Source organism: Janthinobacterium pasteuri (genome assembly GCF_051380775.1).
GTDB lineage: Bacteria > Pseudomonadota > Gammaproteobacteria > Burkholderiales > Burkholderiaceae_D > Janthinobacterium.
Window position 1 is genome coordinate 1 of record NZ_JBNYXS010000045.1, and the last position, 13670, is coordinate 13670.

Genomic DNA, 13670 nt, shown 5'->3' on the forward strand with positions numbered 1-13670 from the left:
GTGAAGGCGATCAAGTCCGACATTGCGGCGCGTGCGCCTAAGGACGACAGCCTAAGGCAGCAGGAACAGCCGCACGCGCTGCCCGCTGAAACGGTGGCCTAAGGCGATGAAGACAGACCAATCAAATGACGCAAGCGTAATCGCCGTCATCGGCGCTACAGGGTCGGGGAAGGGCGTATTTATCAAGAATTACGCCCTGCGTGACCCGGTAGATAAGCGCCTGGTCGTGTGGGACTACATGCGCGAATACGGCCCCCTGGTGAACACGTCCAGCGAGCGCCTATCTGACACGATACGCGGCATGAGCGCAAAGGCGTTCCGGCTGGCCTTCACGCCGTCCTATGAGGACAAGCTAAGGGCCAAGCAGTTTGACGCCTTCTGCCGTGCTGCCGTCGAGGCTGGCGACCTTAGGCTACTGGTGGAAGAGCTGGCGTTCGTGACCAAGGCCACGCACGCCCCGGCAGGCTGGAAGATGGCGACCAGCATCGGACGCCACAAGGGTCTAAGGCTGATCGGCGCTAGCCAGCGCCCCGCCCAGGTGGACAAGGCGTTTTGGTCGAACTGCACGGAGATTCATTGCGGGTTCCTGAACTATGAGGACGATCAGAAAGTGATGGCAAAGGCGCTGCAAGTGTCGATAGCTGAAATCCAGTCCCTTAAACCGTTGGAATATATCCACAGAAACGTCCGCACGAAAGAAAATGTTCGCGGATTTGTGAAGTTTTGACAGGTGCCTAAGGCGGCCGCCTAAGGCCCGATTTTTGCCTTTGGAATTGGAAAAAAACACTATGAGGACTGCGAACAACAGTTCTCATTTTTTTTTACCAATTTTCTGAGGAAATCATGACTAATTCCGAAATGACCAAACTGGCGATGGCAATCGGCATCCTGTTTGGCGTGTATAAATTCGTGCCAAACCAGCTGGCTAAAGCCGCTGCCCTGGGCGTTGCCGGTGTCATCATCGGTAAGCGCGTGCCTATCCTCAAAGACGTACTGTAAGGGGCGCGCCATGGGCTTACGCTTGAAATGCCTCCCCGCCAATAACGTCGTCAACAATGGCGTTGCAACGATTGACCTGTCGTCCCTGCTGGGCACGACTGTCGAGCGCCTCGCCCTGCAACTGGGCGGCACGTCGTTCACCAAGGCGATGATGACCAGTATCCAGCTGAAGGCGAACGGCAAAATCATTTACGACACGGCGGGTTCCCGTGTCGATACCCGCATGCAGTATCGCGGAATCGCGGCCAATGCCGGTTTTCTGGTGCTCGATTTCAGCGAAATCCGCAGCAAGACCGAACTCGGCCAGTCCCTTGGCTCCTTGGATACCACCATGGGAGTGACCAGCCTGAAACTGGAAATTGCCATTGCCGGTGCTACGGCGCCGACGCTGCAAGCCTGGGCGGAAGTTGACCGCCCGCAGGTCGATGCGGCGCAGTCGTCCACGCGCGGCCTGATCGCCCGCGTGCATAGCTCGAACCAGACCATCGGCGGCTCGGGCCAGTTCTCGATTTCCGTACCGCACTTCGCTGTGGCTGAGGGCGGCTCGATCTTCAAGCGAATCGCGATCTTCTCGGCCAACATGACGGGCTTGCTCATCAAGAAAAACGGCGTTGTGGTCGAGGAAAACATCAAGGCCTTGAACGACTACCAGCAGCAGGAATACAAAAAAGTTCCGCAAGCGGGCCTGTACATGATGGATTTCATCACCGATGACAATCAAAGCCAGGCGCTGAACACGCGAGACGCGCAGACCATGGAAATCCTCGGCACGTTCTCGGCTGGTGAAACCATCGTCGTGGAAGTCGAAGTTCTGGAACCGCTGGGCGTTTTCTAAGGAATCATCATGGATGAAGACAACAGCACGAGCGCGTGGCTTGCTGCGCGATTCGGTTTCGCCATTGATACGTGGACAGACCGCCAGTTGCGCGGCGGCCAAACCTTGAGCAGCAATCAAGCCTACGGGCAGGATGAATTCGGCAACGTCTACCCGCTGGGCCAGCCTTATACGCCAACTCGTATCACCAGCACGCCGCAAGTGAACCCGCTGTTCCTGCTGATGCTGGTCGGCGCGGTCATCTTCGTGGCGTCGAAATAATGGCTGGCGTACCTCAAGACCCGTATTCAGCGGCGTTTGGCGCCGCCGCTGGCGTGGCTACCAAGGCGCTGGACGACAAGACGAACCAGACAAGCTCCACCAGTTCCAGCTTCGGCTATGACGGGTCGGGCTGGGTCGTCAACACCGGCAGCGGCTCGGCCACCAATTCGCAGTCGCGTTCGGAACTGGGGAACCTCATGGGTATGCTAAGTAACCCCCTGGTGCTGGGCGCGATCTGTGTCGGCATTTATCTGTGGTCGAAGCGATGAACTTCGCGGCCATCCCCGAAGACCAAGCGCGCCAGTTCGTGGCGCGCATGGTCCAGGTGGACAAGTGGGACTGGTCGGGCCTTTGCGGCGTGGACGATGTGATCGGCGGCGGTGAAGCATATGTCGCGCTCGATGCGGATGGCAAGGCCACGGTGGCCTTCGTCGTGGAGCAGGTGCATTACGAGCATGGCCGCGAACTGGTCATCCGCGTGGCGCACCAGCTGGTGCGCGGGCGCGATCTGGTGGGCGAGGTGCTGCCGGAAATTGAGCGCGTGTTCGGCGCTGGCTGTGACGCTGTGGTGATCTACACGAAGCGGGCAGGGCTCGTGCACAAGCTGCAAAACGCCGGATATGGCGAGGCGGCAAAAATCATGCGGAAGGCAATCAACAAATGAGCATTATTCAATTCTGGAAAGCGCTGTTCTGCTTTGGCATTTTGCCACTGTATTTTGGTGGTAGCAAGAGCCAGTCGACTGAAACAAAGTCGTCGGTAACGGACAGCCGTTCCATCGTGACAACTACGCTGGACGGCGGCGCTATTGCGGGCGCGTTTGACTTCGCCGGGGATATGGGCAAGGTACTGGGCAATCTGGCCGGTGCTGCCGTGGACAGCAACACGAAGACAGCCGGGCGGGCGCTGGACTATGGCGACAGCCTTTTTGCGACAGCATCCGGGGCCGTGACGAAGACGGCCGGAAGCGCCATTACCCAATATGCGAACCTGTTCGATACGGCGGCGGACACGTTGGCCAGCCAGGCGGATAAGTCGCGCACCGCCTACGGCGATATGTTCGATACAGCAGCAAGCACGCTTGCCAGTCAGGCCGACAAGTCACGCACTGCGTATGGCGATATGTTCGACCAATCACTGAGCGCGGTGACAAGCGGCGCGAAGGATTCGCAGAAAACCTATGCTGACCTGTTCGATAAGTCACTGGGCTTCGTGGAAAACTCGCAAAAAAACCTGACAACCGCTTACGACAAGGCGCAATCGGCGCAGTCGGCGGCCATGGGCCAGTTGCAGGGCGCGTATGCCGATGCAAAAGGTACTTCCGACTCACAAAAGCAAGTCATCATCGGTGTGCTGGTCGTTGCTGGCCTGCTGGTTCTGGCTCCTGTTCTGGCGAAGGCATAGCATGCAATACGACTTCAATTTACCGCCAGGCGGCGCCCTGAATCTGGACGTCAAGGGCAAATTCTTCAAGTATCGCAGTGGCGCTGGCCCTATCCGCGTGCGCGCCTCGAAGGGCGGCTACGTCGATCTGATGCCGGGCCAGGGCGTTTGGAGCCTTGATTACGACAGCCTGAACGTGCAGGACCGGAGCGGCGGAAACAACGCGGGCGTGCTGATCGCAGGCGACTTTGATTTTCATGATGACCGTATCACCGGAACGGTCGATATGGTGGACGGCGGGCGCACGCGCACCCTGGCCAACACAGCATTTCTGGCAGATACGGCAATCAGCCCGGGGTCATCCTTCGCCACGTTGCAGCTCTGGAACCCTGTAGGGTCTGGCAAGAATGTGATGCTGGAACAGATGACGATATCAGTGGATGCAGGAACGTCAATTTCCATGTGGGACTCGACTGCGCCGAAGTTGACGCCGGGACAGAATCCATCGCCAAAGTTGCTGGGCGGGGCAGCGGGCGTGGCGCGCACCTTTATGGATAATCCGGGCGCAGCCTACTCTGGCGTGCGCAATGGCTCGGTGAACTGCCAGGCAAACGGAACATTTGTGTTCCCCATGCGGGAGCCGATTGTAATCCCGCCAGGGCGCGGCTTTGTGGTGCAGTCCGGCACGATCACGACGATTTTGCGCTGCATGTTCGAATTCTTTGAAGAGCCGCTGTAAATGGATATGCGGGTCATCGCCATTGCTGGCGGCGCGGCGTTGCTGTTGCTGTACCTGCTGGACGATGGCCAGGGCGGCGAAAGCGCGAACAGCGCCGATCTGGAAGACATTGGAAATCAGGCGCTTGATTACGGCAGTGAATATTTTAGTGAGGTAGACGAAGTGATAGCACAGGCGAACGAGCGGGCATTCTTGGCCGCGATCAGGGTAGGGGAGGGAACGAGCGCCAGTAATGGTTACTCAGTCCTCTTCGGCGGGGCGACGTTCGGCAGCTTTGCCGATCACCCGGCCTTGCTGGGCTGGCGCGGGGGCAGCTTGAGCGATGCCATGTGCGCGGCGGCGGGTTTCGGCCCGGGCTGCGTATCGACGGCGGCGGGTGCCTTCCAGATCAACAAACCAACATGGGTGCGCGTGCGCGGCAAGCTGGGCCTGAGCGATTTCTCGCCAGCCAGCCAGGACGCGGTGGCGCTGGAACTGATCAGCGAAAAAGGCGCGCTGGCCGACGTGCGCGCTGGCCGGGTGGAAATCGCCGCCAATAAGGTGCGCAAAGTGTGGGCATCGCTGCCGGGCGCTGGCTACGGCCAGGGCGAGGTAAAGATGGCCGCTTTCGTCAGCAATTACGCAAATGCAGGGGGTGCTGTCGCATGAGCAATCGAGATATCGTGCTGGTGGCCGCGCTGGTCGTCGGCGCCGTCCTGTACATGAAGCGGGTCAAGGCGGCGCCGACGACGACGGCCCCGAAGGGCAACCAGGCGCAGACCAACAATGTGCAGGACCAGCGCTGGAATGCAGTGATCGGCGGCGCGTGGAAGTTCCTGAAAGACGCGCAGAACAAAGACGGCAGTCCGGCTTTTCTCATGAAAAACTGGCTCGGCCAGACCGTGACGAGCGACGGCAAGCCAGTGGGCGAACAGCTGGGCGACCTGTTCCCGTATGCCTACGGCGACGGCGTGACGGACAGCGTCGACTACGGCGAAACGCCAGACCTGATTAACGGTCTGTTCCCGACCCTTTCCGGACAGTGGTGGCAATAATGGACAACATGGAAGCGGTGAAATTGGCAGCGATCATTGCGGCGGTGGCCGCTGTGATCTACATGGTAAAAAAAAAGGGAGCGGCGGCGGATGTGGGTGCGGCTGTGGGGGGCGCAATCGTTGACGCGGCTGGTGGCGTGGCTACGGGCATTCTTGACGGCGTGAGCACGGCAATCGGCATTCCCACGACGAGCGAGACGCTGACGGACACGGGCGAGTGCCGGTCATACATGGATGCAAACGGCATCTGGTCATCGCTGGGCAAATGCGGCGCTCCCGCGTTCATGCGGGCGGTCGATTTCTGGCCTGCCGTGTCGTGGATGCCCAAAGACACGGAACCGCGCCGCTCAACACCTATGTTTGATCGGCAGCTGTGATGAACCTGAGCAAAATCATCCCTACGCCGCCTGAAGTGGCACGCGAGGCCATCATCGTACTGGGCGGCATCCTGATCGCCGCGTACGTGCTGAGCCGTTTTCCGAAGGTCCGTGACTGGGTGGCCGCACAGTCGATAACGGTGAAAGACACGAGCGGCCGCCAACTTTACTAAGGGGAAATGCATGAATCGACTGAAAGAGCCGTCCACCTGGGCGGGGCTGGCCGCGCTGTTCCAGCTGGCAAAAATGGTGGTGCCACCGCAGTACCATATCGTGGTCGATGGCGCCACGGCAATGGCGGGCGCGCTGGCGGGCGTGATCGCTGAGAAAGGCCCGGTGGCGAAGTGAGCGCCGTCGATCTGTTCCTGTGTATTTCGTCGTCGGGCCTGCTGTTGCAGGGCTGGGGGGCCATGCGCTGGGCTGCGCGCATCGAATCCCGCGTCGAAGCGCTGGAGGCCGCGTAGTGGCCCGCCGCACGCCGCCGCGCAAGGCAAACGGACAATTCCGCAAGCGCAAGAAAAAATAGTAAAGGCCCGCGAACAGCGGGCCTTTTTACATGATGGCGTGCATGGCCAGGCGCGCATGCCAAGGGCGGGACGGACGTTCCTTGATGGCGTCAAACAAGCCGTGCAGCTTCGCATGGCGCACCTTGGCTGCAACGTCGTAGCCGCGCACATAGTTGGCGAAGGCGCGGGGGCTGAGGTGTAGCGGCGCCACGGAGGCCACCCAGTCGTATAGATCGTCCTCGATCACGGCGACTTCGCCGAAGAGGTCGATTGCTGGCTGGCGTAGCTGGTAGGAGAAGTAATCGACAGGCGGTGGGGGTTTGAGCTTGCGGCGGGGTTTGGGTTTAGTGGTCATGGGGAACTATAATAATTTAAATGCATGAGAATATGGCATTTAAAATAGTGTCGACTATCGCCCCATCTATTCCAATTAGCAGCGTTTGACATAATATAAATTATGCGAAGTGTTCACCGGGCCTGAAAAAATCCCCGTTCTCCTCAATATGGAAATCGCAATACCGATTTATGGTATTCGATTTCCATAATCAAAAAATAACAAATGAGATTCCCAAACCTGCGATACGGCAACCCTTCCGAGTTTGCCCACTACGCCATGGGCACCCCCTTGGCCGACCTGGCGCGTACCCTGCGCCGCGACGAGCGCACCGTGCGCGACTGGCTCAGCGGCAAACAGCGCGTGCCGTGGTGGGTTCCCGAGTACATGCGCCTGCGCCAGATGGAGCAAGCCGACATTCGGCGCCAGATGAACATGACGGCCCTTGGCCCACGCCTTGGCATCGTGCGCGGCGACGTCATCGAGCTGGCCGTGCGCCGACCAAAAAAAGAGCCGCAAATCACTGATTTGCGGCTCGATGACTTCGACCAGGCGCTCATCGCGCTTTAATCACTTTTCTAGCCTCGAAGAATAATAGCCTTGTTGATTGCTTCTACAACTTCGCTTACAAACGGTTTTATCTGGCTTTTCAAGGCCCGGCTCTGTCCGGACGCGCTTGCAAGCGTTACCGTATAGTGCGTTCTCTGGAGCGAAAGCCAGAATATCCCTGGCAGCAAAATTATTGCCCAGTGAAAAATAGACAATTCATCGTAGCTCTGGCCCTTTGTAAGCACAAGGAACTCAAGGGCAATAAGTGCTATCGGTAAGAGTCTTTTTGGCTTCTTCACCTCAAGCTTTACTGATGTAATACCGCTGATTGCATGTGTTTCGTCACCGACTATAAAACGGGCATTTGTAACCGTAACCTTGCCATTTGTGTAGTATGTGGTTTCTGCTGTACCGCTCATTGTTTCTCCCCGGAAAAGAGATTCAATATTAACAAAAGGCCCGCTGTTTGCGGGCCTTTTCTATTTCTTCTTGCGCTTGCGGAATTGTCCGTTTTCCTTGCGCGGCGGCGTGCGGCGGGCCACTACGCGGCCTCCAGCGCTTCGACGCGGGATTCAATGCGCGCGGCCCAGCGCATGGCGCCCCAGCCCTGCAACAGCAGGCCCGACGACGAAATACACAGGAACAGGTCTACGGCGCTCATTTCGCCACCGGGCCTTTCTCAGCGATCACGCCAGCCAGCGCGCCCGCCATTGCCGTGGCGCCATCGACCACGATATGGTACTGCGGTGGCACCACCATTTTTGCCAGCTGGAACAGCGCGGCCAGCCCCGCCCAGGTGGACGGCTCTTTCAGTCGATTCATGAATTCCCCTTTTTAGTAAAGTTGGCGGCCGCTCGTGTCTTTCACCGTTATCGACTGTGCGGCCACCCAGTCACGGATTTTGGGGAAGCGGCTCAGCACATACGCCGCGATCAGGATGCCGCCGAGGACGATGATCGCCTCGCGCGCGACTTCCGGCCCCGTAGGGATTACTTTGGACAGGTTCATCACATTTGCCGATCGAACATCGAGGTTGACCGGCGCGGCTCAGTGTCGGCAGGCATCCACGAGACGGCAGGCCAGAAATCTACCGCTCGCATGAACGCAGGAGCACCACACTTGCCCAGCGATGACCAGATACCATTTGCATCCATATAGGCGCGGCACTCGGTTGTGTCGGTCAAGGTTTCGCTTGTAGTCGGGATGCCGATTGCCGTGCTCACGCCGTCAAGAATGCCCGTGGCCACGCCACCAGCCGCATCAACGATTGCGCCCCCCACAGCCGCACCCGCAGCCCCCGCCGCTCCCTTTTTTTTTACCATGTAGATCACAGCGGCCACCGCCGCAATGATCGCTGCCAGCTTCACCGCTTCCATGTTGTCCATTATTGCCACCACATCCCGCTTGTCGTTTTGAAAAGGCCGTCGATCAGGTTCGGCGTTTCGCCGTAGTCGATGCTATCGGTGATGCCGTCGCCGTAGGCATACGGGAACATGTCGCCCAGTTCCTCTCCTACCGGCTTGCCGTCGCTTGTCACGGTCTGGCCAAGCCAGTTTTTCATCAGGAAGGCAGGGCTTCCGTCCTTGTTCTGCGCGTCTTTCAGGAGCTTCCATGCACCGCTGGCCAGCGCATTCCAGCGTTGATCCTGTATGTTGTTGGTCTGCCCCTGATTCCCCTTCGGGGCCGTCGTCGTCGGCGCGGCCTTTACGCGCTTCATGTACAGGACGGCACCGACGACCAGTGCGGCCACCAGCACGATATCTCTATTGCTCATGCGACGTTACCCCCTGCATTTGCGTAATTTTTGACGAAAGCAGCCAGCTTTACTTCGCCCTGTCCATATCCGGCACCGGGCAGCGATGCCCACACCTTGCTAACCTTAGTTACCGCAACGTCCACACGCCCGGCGCGCACGTCGCCCAGGGCTCCTTTTTCTCTTATAAGTTCCAGCGCCGCCGCGTCCTGGCTTGCTGGCGAGAAATCACTCAAGCCCAGCTTGCCGCCCACGCGCAGCCAAGTCGGCTTGTTGATCTGGAAAGCGCCCGCCGCCGTCGATACGCATCCCGGGCCGAAACCCGCCCCCGCGCACATGGCATCGCTCAAGCTGCCGCCGCGCCAGCCCAGCACGGCCGGGTGATCGTCAAAGCTGCCAAACGTCGCCCCGCCGAAGAGGATCGAGTAGCCGTTACCGGCGCTTGTTCCCTCCCCTACCCTGATCGCTGCCAAGAATGCCCGCTCGTTCGCCTGTGCTGTCACTTCGTCTACCTCACTAAAATATTCACTGCCGTAATCAAGCGCCTGATTTCCAATGTCTTCCAGATCGGCGCTGTTCGCGCTTTCGCCGCCCTGGCCATCGTCCAGCAGGTACAGCAACAGCAACGCCGCGCCGCCAGCAATGGCGATGACCCGCATATCCATTTACAGCGGCTCTTCAAAGAATTCGAACATGCAGCGCAAAATCGTCGTGATCGTGCCGGACTGCACCACAAAGCCGCGCCCTGGCGGGATTACAATCGGCTCCCGCATGGGGAACACAAATGTTCCGTTTGCCTGGCAGTTCACCGAGCCATTGCGCACGCCAGAGTAGGCTGCGCCCGGATTATCCATAAAGGTGCGCGCCACGCCCGTGGCCCCGCCTAGCAACTTTGGTGATGGATTCTGTCCCGGCGTCAACTTCGGCGCAGTCGAGTCCCACATTGAAATTGACGTTCCTGCATCCACTGATATTGTCATCTGTTCCAGCATCACATTCTTGCCAGACCCTACAGGGTTCCAGAGCTGCAACGTGGCGAAGGATGCCCCCGGGCTGATTGCCGTATCTGCCAGAAATGCTGTGTTTGCCAGGGTGCGCGTGCGCCCCCCGTCCATTATGTCCACCGTGCCGGTAATACGATCATCATGAAAATCGAAGTCGCCCGCGATCAGCACGCCCGTGTTTTGTACGCCGGAACGGTCTTGCACGTTTAGGCTTTCAAAATCAAGGCTCCATACGCCTTGGCCTGGCAGCAGATCGACGTAGCCGCCCTTTGAGGCGCGCACGCGAATAGCGCCCGTACCGCTACGGTATTTGAAGAAACGGCCCTTCACGTCCAGATTCAGGGCTCCGCCTGGCGGTAAATTGAAGTCGTATTGCATGCTATGCCTTCGCCAGAACAGGAGCCATCACCAGCAGGCCAGCAACGACCAAGACGCCGATGATGACCTGCTTTTGTGAGTCGGATGTACCCTTTGCATCGGCGTATGCGCCCTGCAACTGGCCCATGGCAGCCGACTGCGCCGATTGCGCTTTGTCGTATGCGGTTGTCAGGTTTTTTTGCGAGTTTTCCACGAAGCCCAGCGACTTATCGAACAGGTCAGCATAGTTTTTCTGCGAATCCTTTGCGCCGCTGGTAACAGCGCTCAGGGACTGGTCGAAAAGGTTGGCGTAGGTTTTTTGCGATTCCTTGGCACCGCTTGCCACTGCACCGGCAGATTGCGTCACCGCCCCCATCGCCTGATCGAACAGGTTGGCATAGCTGGTGCGTGACTTGTCCGCCTGACTTGCCATCGTGTCTGCCGCCGTATCGAACAGGTTCGCATATTGGTTGATGGCGTTTCCGGCCGTCTTCGTTACCGCATCCGTTCCGGTCGTGAAAATGGCGTCGCCGTAGTCCAGCGCCCGCCCTGTCGTCGTTATGCTGCCCTGCACCGCCGAATTTCCCAGCCCGCCGAAAATCTTTGCCGCCTCACCGGCAAAATCAAACGCGCCCGCAATCGCGCCACCGTCCAGCGTGTTTGTCACGATTGAGCGGCTATCTGTTACCGACGATTTGCTTTCAGTCGATTGGCTTTTACTGCCGCCAAAGCGGCAGATCGGCCCGTATCGGACTTTATGCAATTGCTCTCTGATATTCATAGTTTCTTCCGCATGATTTTTGCCGCTTCGCCATATCCGGCACCTTGCAGCTTGCGCACCAGCCCGGCGCGCTTCGTGTAGATCACCACCGCGTCACAGCCAACGCCGAACACGCGCTCAATTTCCGGCAGCACCTCGCCCACCAGATCGCGCCCGCGCACCATCTGATACGCCACTCGAATGACCAGTTCGCGGCCATGTTCTTGCTGTACCTGTTCCACGATGAATGCCATCGTAGGCTTGCCGTCTGCATCGAGCGCGGCATAGGCATCGCCGCCGCCGATCACATCGTCCACGCCGCACAGGCCCGACCAATCCCACTTATCCACCCCGACCATGTACGCCACGAACTGGCGTGCATGGTCGCGTGGAATAGCCTGGAATTTCATCGTTTCGTCCACAGGTAAATGCCGACACAGATCGCGCCCAGCACCAAGGGATTTTTCAGCATGCCCATCAGGTTGCCCAATTCAGAGCGCGACTGTGCATTGCTGGCCGAGCCGCTGCCGGTACTGACTACCCAGCCCGAGCCGTCATAACCCGAACTGAAATTCGTGTTACTGGTCTGCGGCGTATTGTCGGCAAGCGCCTTTGTGGCCACACCCGCCGCCGCGCCAAACATCTGTGCGAACGGGTCAACCTGCATTTGCGGCGCTGCCATTATTTCGACGCCACGAAGATGACCGCGCCGACCAGCAACAGCACGAACAGCGGGTTCATTTGCGGCGTACTGGTTACGCGGGTAGGTATGTTCGGCTTGCCCAGCACGTAGACATTTCCGAATTCATCCTGCCCGTAGGTCTGTCCGCTGTTGTACAGGGTTTGACCGCCGCCTAACTGGCGATCTACCCATGTATCGAGCGCGAAACCAAAGCGCGCAGCAAGCCACGCGCTTGAGCCGTTATCTTCTTCCATGATGGCCCCTTAGAAAACGCCCAGCGGTTCCAGAACTTCGACTTCGATCACGATGGTTTCACCCGCCGAGAACGTGCCGAGGATTTCCATGGTCTGCGCGTCTCGCGTGTTCAGCGCCTGGCTTTGATTGTCATCGGTTATGAAATCCATCATGTACAGGCCAGCCTGCGGAACTTTTTTGTATTCCTGTTGCTGGTAGTCGTTCAGGGTCTTGATGTTCTCTTCCACCACGACGCCGTTTTTCTTGATCAGCAAGCCGGTCATGTTGGCTGAGAAAATGGCGATGCGCTTGTAGATCGAGCCACCTTCGGACACAGCAAAATGCGGCACCGAAATGGAGAACTGGCCCGATCCGCCGATGGTCTGATTCGAACTGTGCACGCGGGCGATCAAGGGCCGGGTGGACGACTGCGCGGCATCGACTTGCGGGCGGTCAACTTCCGCCCAGGCTTGCAACGTAGGGGCCGTGGCACCGGCAATGGTGATTTCCAGCTTCAAGCTGGTTACGCCCATGGTCGTATCGAGCGAACCCAGCGACTGGCCCAATTCGGTCTTGCTGCGGATTTCGCTGAAATCAAGCACCAGAAAGCCAGCATTGGCCGTGATGCCGCGATACTGCATGCAGGTATCGCGGCGAGCGCCTGACGTGTCGTAGATGATTTTGCCGTTCGCCTTCATCTGAATGCTGGTCAACATGGCTTTCGTCAGCGCCGTGCCGCCCAATTGCAGGGTAATGCGTTCGATTGTAGTGCCCAGCAGGGACGACAGATCGAGCGTTGCGACGCCGTTTGCGACAACGTTATTGAAGGGGAGGCATTTCAAGCGTAAGCCCATGGCGCGCCCCTTACAGTACGTCTTTGAGGACAGGCACGCGCTTACCGATGATGACACCGGCAACGCCCAGGACAGCGGCTTTAGCCAGCTGGTTCGGCACGAATTTATACACGCCAAACAGGATGCCAAGTGCCATCGCCAGTTTGGTCATTTCGGATTGAGTCATGATTTCCTCAGAAAATTGGTAAAAAAAAATGAGAACTGTTGTTCGCAGTCCTCATAGTGTTTTTTTCCATTTCCAAAGGCAAAAATCGGGCCTTAGGCGGTTGCCTTAGGCACCTGCTAATACTTCACGAATCCGCGAACATTTTCTTTCGTTCGCACGTTTCTGTGGATATATTCCAACGGTTTAAGGGACTGAATTTCAGCTATCGACACTTGCAGCGCCTTAGCCATGACTTTTTGATCGTCCTCATAGTTCAGGAAGCCGCAATGAATTTCCGTACAGTTCGACCAGAAAGCTTTGTCCACCTGGGCGGGCCGCTGGCTAGCACCGATCAGCCTTAGACCCTTGTGGCGTCCGATGCTGGTCGCCATCTTCCAGCCAGCCGGCGCATGCGTGGCCTTAGTCACGAATGCCAGTTCCTCCACCAGTAGCCGCAGGTTGCCAGCCTCGACGGCAGCACGACAGAAGGCGTCAAACTGCTTGGCCCTTAGCTTGTCCTCATAGGATGGTGCGAAGGCCAGCCGGAACGCCTTTGCGCCCATGCCGCGTATCGTGTCAGATAGGCGCTCGCTTGACGTGTTCACCAGGGGGCCATACTCGCGCATGTAGTCCCACACGACCAGGCGCTTGTCTACCGGGTCACGCAGGGCGTAATTCTTGATAAATACGCCCTTCCCCGACCCGGTAGCGCCGATGACGGCGATAACGCTTGCGTCATTCGATTGATCTGTCTTCATCGCCTTAGGCCACCGTTTCAGCGGGCAGCGCGTGCGGCTGTTCCTGCTGCCTTAGGCTGTCGTCCTTAGGCGCACGCGCCGCAATGTCGGACTTGATCGCCTTCAC

Annotated in this window: 29 protein-coding genes; 14 read left to right on the plus strand and 15 right to left on the minus strand. The window is 58.4% G+C overall.

Translation table 11 applies throughout. The annotated features are described in order from the left end of the window. The first annotated feature begins 106 nt into the window (after positions 1-106). The 13 genes from ACQ4WN_RS25860 to ACQ4WN_RS25920 all read left to right on the plus strand — a co-directional run bounded on the left by ACQ4WN_RS25860 (position 107) and on the right by ACQ4WN_RS25920 (position 5976). A complete protein-coding gene (locus ACQ4WN_RS25860; protein WP_436554078.1) occupies positions 107-727 on the plus strand; it encodes an ATP-binding protein in 621 nt (206 codons plus the stop codon). 116 nt (positions 728-843) lie between these two features. Continuing rightward, positions 844-999 (plus strand): hypothetical protein, encoded by a 156-nt coding sequence (locus tag ACQ4WN_RS25865; protein ID WP_436554079.1) that lies wholly within the window; start codon positions 844-846, stop codon positions 997-999. 10 nt (positions 1000-1009) lie between these two features. Next, positions 1010-1834, plus strand: coding sequence for a major capsid protein P2 (locus ACQ4WN_RS25870; RefSeq protein WP_436554080.1), 825 nt, complete (start codon positions 1010-1012; stop codon positions 1832-1834). 9 nt (positions 1835-1843) lie between these two features. Further along, positions 1844-2095, plus strand: coding sequence for a hypothetical protein (locus ACQ4WN_RS25875; RefSeq protein ID WP_436554081.1), 252 nt, complete (start codon positions 1844-1846; stop codon positions 2093-2095). Further along, on the plus strand, positions 2095-2364 hold the full coding sequence (locus ACQ4WN_RS25880; RefSeq protein WP_436554082.1) for a hypothetical protein: 270 nt from the start codon (positions 2095-2097) through the stop codon (positions 2362-2364). Before ACQ4WN_RS25875 ends, ACQ4WN_RS25880 begins: the two co-directional genes overlap by 1 nt. Continuing rightward, positions 2349-2759 (plus strand): hypothetical protein, encoded by a 411-nt coding sequence (locus tag ACQ4WN_RS25885; protein ID WP_436554083.1) that lies wholly within the window; start codon positions 2349-2351, stop codon positions 2757-2759. Before ACQ4WN_RS25880 ends, ACQ4WN_RS25885 begins: the two co-directional genes overlap by 16 nt. Beyond that, on the plus strand, positions 2756-3499 hold the full coding sequence (locus ACQ4WN_RS25890) for a hypothetical protein (RefSeq protein ID WP_436554084.1): 744 nt from the start codon (positions 2756-2758) through the stop codon (positions 3497-3499). The genes ACQ4WN_RS25885 and ACQ4WN_RS25890 overlap by 4 nt, the downstream gene beginning before the upstream one ends. 1 nt (position 3500) lies before the next feature. Then, the gene (locus tag ACQ4WN_RS25895; RefSeq protein WP_436554085.1) at positions 3501-4217 is read left to right on the plus strand and encodes a hypothetical protein; all 717 of its coding nucleotides are present in this window, start codon (positions 3501-3503) and stop codon (positions 4215-4217) included. After that, positions 4218-4865 (plus strand): glycoside hydrolase family 24 protein, encoded by a 648-nt coding sequence (locus tag ACQ4WN_RS25900; RefSeq protein ID WP_436554086.1) that lies wholly within the window; start codon positions 4218-4220, stop codon positions 4863-4865. Further along, positions 4862-5251, plus strand: a complete 390-nt coding sequence (locus tag ACQ4WN_RS25905) for a hypothetical protein (RefSeq protein ID WP_436554087.1) — start codon at positions 4862-4864, stop codon at positions 5249-5251. Before ACQ4WN_RS25900 ends, ACQ4WN_RS25905 begins: the two co-directional genes overlap by 4 nt. Further along, the gene (locus ACQ4WN_RS25910; protein WP_436554088.1) at positions 5251-5628 is read left to right on the plus strand and encodes a hypothetical protein; all 378 of its coding nucleotides are present in this window, start codon (positions 5251-5253) and stop codon (positions 5626-5628) included. The genes ACQ4WN_RS25905 and ACQ4WN_RS25910 overlap by 1 nt, the downstream gene beginning before the upstream one ends. Continuing rightward, positions 5628-5801 carry a hypothetical protein gene (locus ACQ4WN_RS25915; protein ID WP_436554089.1) on the plus strand — a complete coding sequence of 58 codons (174 nt, stop codon included), beginning with the start codon at positions 5628-5630 and terminating at the stop codon, positions 5799-5801. Before ACQ4WN_RS25910 ends, ACQ4WN_RS25915 begins: the two co-directional genes overlap by 1 nt. A 10-nt stretch (positions 5802-5811) precedes the next feature. Next, a complete protein-coding gene (locus tag ACQ4WN_RS25920; RefSeq protein WP_208760747.1) occupies positions 5812-5976 on the plus strand; it encodes a hypothetical protein in 165 nt (54 codons plus the stop codon). Between the two features lie 204 nt (positions 5977-6180). Here the strand turns inward: ACQ4WN_RS25920 and ACQ4WN_RS25925 are convergent, their stop codons facing one another. After that, the gene (locus tag ACQ4WN_RS25925) at positions 6181-6489 is read right to left on the minus strand and encodes a hypothetical protein (RefSeq protein WP_436554090.1); all 309 of its coding nucleotides are present in this window, start codon (positions 6487-6489) and stop codon (positions 6181-6183) included. Between the two features lie 204 nt (positions 6490-6693). Between ACQ4WN_RS25925 and ACQ4WN_RS25930 the strand changes: the two genes are divergently transcribed. Continuing rightward, the gene (locus ACQ4WN_RS25930; protein ID WP_436554091.1) at positions 6694-7038 is read left to right on the plus strand and encodes a hypothetical protein; all 345 of its coding nucleotides are present in this window, start codon (positions 6694-6696) and stop codon (positions 7036-7038) included. A gap of 8 nt (positions 7039-7046) precedes the next feature. Here the strand turns inward: ACQ4WN_RS25930 and ACQ4WN_RS25935 are convergent, their stop codons facing one another. From ACQ4WN_RS25935 to ACQ4WN_RS26000, 14 genes are all read right to left on the minus strand, one after another. Beyond that, positions 7047-7436, minus strand: a complete 390-nt coding sequence (locus ACQ4WN_RS25935) for a DUF6232 family protein (protein ID WP_436554092.1) — start codon at positions 7434-7436, stop codon at positions 7047-7049. A 238-nt stretch (positions 7437-7674) separates the two neighbouring features. Beyond that, positions 7675-7839: a hypothetical protein gene (locus ACQ4WN_RS25940; protein WP_208760747.1), complete on the minus strand. Its 165-nt coding sequence runs from the start codon at positions 7837-7839 to the stop codon at positions 7675-7677. Positions 7840-7851: 12 nt separating this feature from the next. Further along, positions 7852-8025, minus strand: coding sequence for a hypothetical protein (locus ACQ4WN_RS25945; RefSeq protein WP_157998737.1), 174 nt, complete (start codon positions 8023-8025; stop codon positions 7852-7854). Then, entirely contained in the window at positions 8025-8402 is a 378-nt protein-coding gene (locus tag ACQ4WN_RS25950; protein ID WP_436554093.1) for a hypothetical protein, read from the minus strand. The genes ACQ4WN_RS25945 and ACQ4WN_RS25950 overlap by 1 nt, the downstream gene beginning before the upstream one ends. Further along, positions 8402-8791: a hypothetical protein gene (locus tag ACQ4WN_RS25955; protein WP_436554094.1), complete on the minus strand. Its 390-nt coding sequence runs from the start codon at positions 8789-8791 to the stop codon at positions 8402-8404. The genes ACQ4WN_RS25950 and ACQ4WN_RS25955 overlap by 1 nt, the downstream gene beginning before the upstream one ends. Then, positions 8788-9435 (minus strand): glycoside hydrolase family 24 protein, encoded by a 648-nt coding sequence (locus ACQ4WN_RS25960; RefSeq protein ID WP_436554095.1) that lies wholly within the window; start codon positions 9433-9435, stop codon positions 8788-8790. Before ACQ4WN_RS25960 ends, ACQ4WN_RS25955 begins: the two co-directional genes overlap by 4 nt. Then, positions 9436-10152: a hypothetical protein gene (locus ACQ4WN_RS25965; protein WP_436554096.1), complete on the minus strand. Its 717-nt coding sequence runs from the start codon at positions 10150-10152 to the stop codon at positions 9436-9438. It lies immediately after the preceding gene. 1 nt (position 10153) lies between these two features. Continuing rightward, complete coding sequence (locus ACQ4WN_RS25970) at positions 10154-10912, minus strand: hypothetical protein (protein ID WP_436554097.1); 759 nt, start codon at positions 10910-10912, stop codon at positions 10154-10156. Beyond that, positions 10909-11301: a hypothetical protein gene (locus tag ACQ4WN_RS25975; RefSeq protein ID WP_436554098.1), complete on the minus strand. Its 393-nt coding sequence runs from the start codon at positions 11299-11301 to the stop codon at positions 10909-10911. The genes ACQ4WN_RS25970 and ACQ4WN_RS25975 overlap by 4 nt, the downstream gene beginning before the upstream one ends. Then, complete coding sequence (locus ACQ4WN_RS25980) at positions 11298-11573, minus strand: hypothetical protein (RefSeq protein WP_436554099.1); 276 nt, start codon at positions 11571-11573, stop codon at positions 11298-11300. Before ACQ4WN_RS25980 ends, ACQ4WN_RS25975 begins: the two co-directional genes overlap by 4 nt. Beyond that, positions 11573-11827 carry a hypothetical protein gene (locus ACQ4WN_RS25985; RefSeq protein ID WP_436554100.1) on the minus strand — a complete coding sequence of 85 codons (255 nt, stop codon included), beginning with the start codon at positions 11825-11827 and terminating at the stop codon, positions 11573-11575. The genes ACQ4WN_RS25980 and ACQ4WN_RS25985 overlap by 1 nt, the downstream gene beginning before the upstream one ends. A gap of 9 nt (positions 11828-11836) precedes the next feature. Then, positions 11837-12661 (minus strand): major capsid protein P2, encoded by an 825-nt coding sequence (locus tag ACQ4WN_RS25990; protein WP_436554101.1) that lies wholly within the window; start codon positions 12659-12661, stop codon positions 11837-11839. Positions 12662-12671: 10 nt separating this feature from the next. Next, entirely contained in the window at positions 12672-12827 is a 156-nt protein-coding gene (locus ACQ4WN_RS25995; RefSeq protein WP_436554102.1) for a hypothetical protein, read from the minus strand. A gap of 116 nt (positions 12828-12943) precedes the next feature. Further along, on the minus strand, positions 12944-13564 hold the full coding sequence (locus ACQ4WN_RS26000; protein WP_436554103.1) for a hypothetical protein: 621 nt from the start codon (positions 13562-13564) through the stop codon (positions 12944-12946). Between the last annotated feature and the right edge of the window lie 106 nt (positions 13565-13670).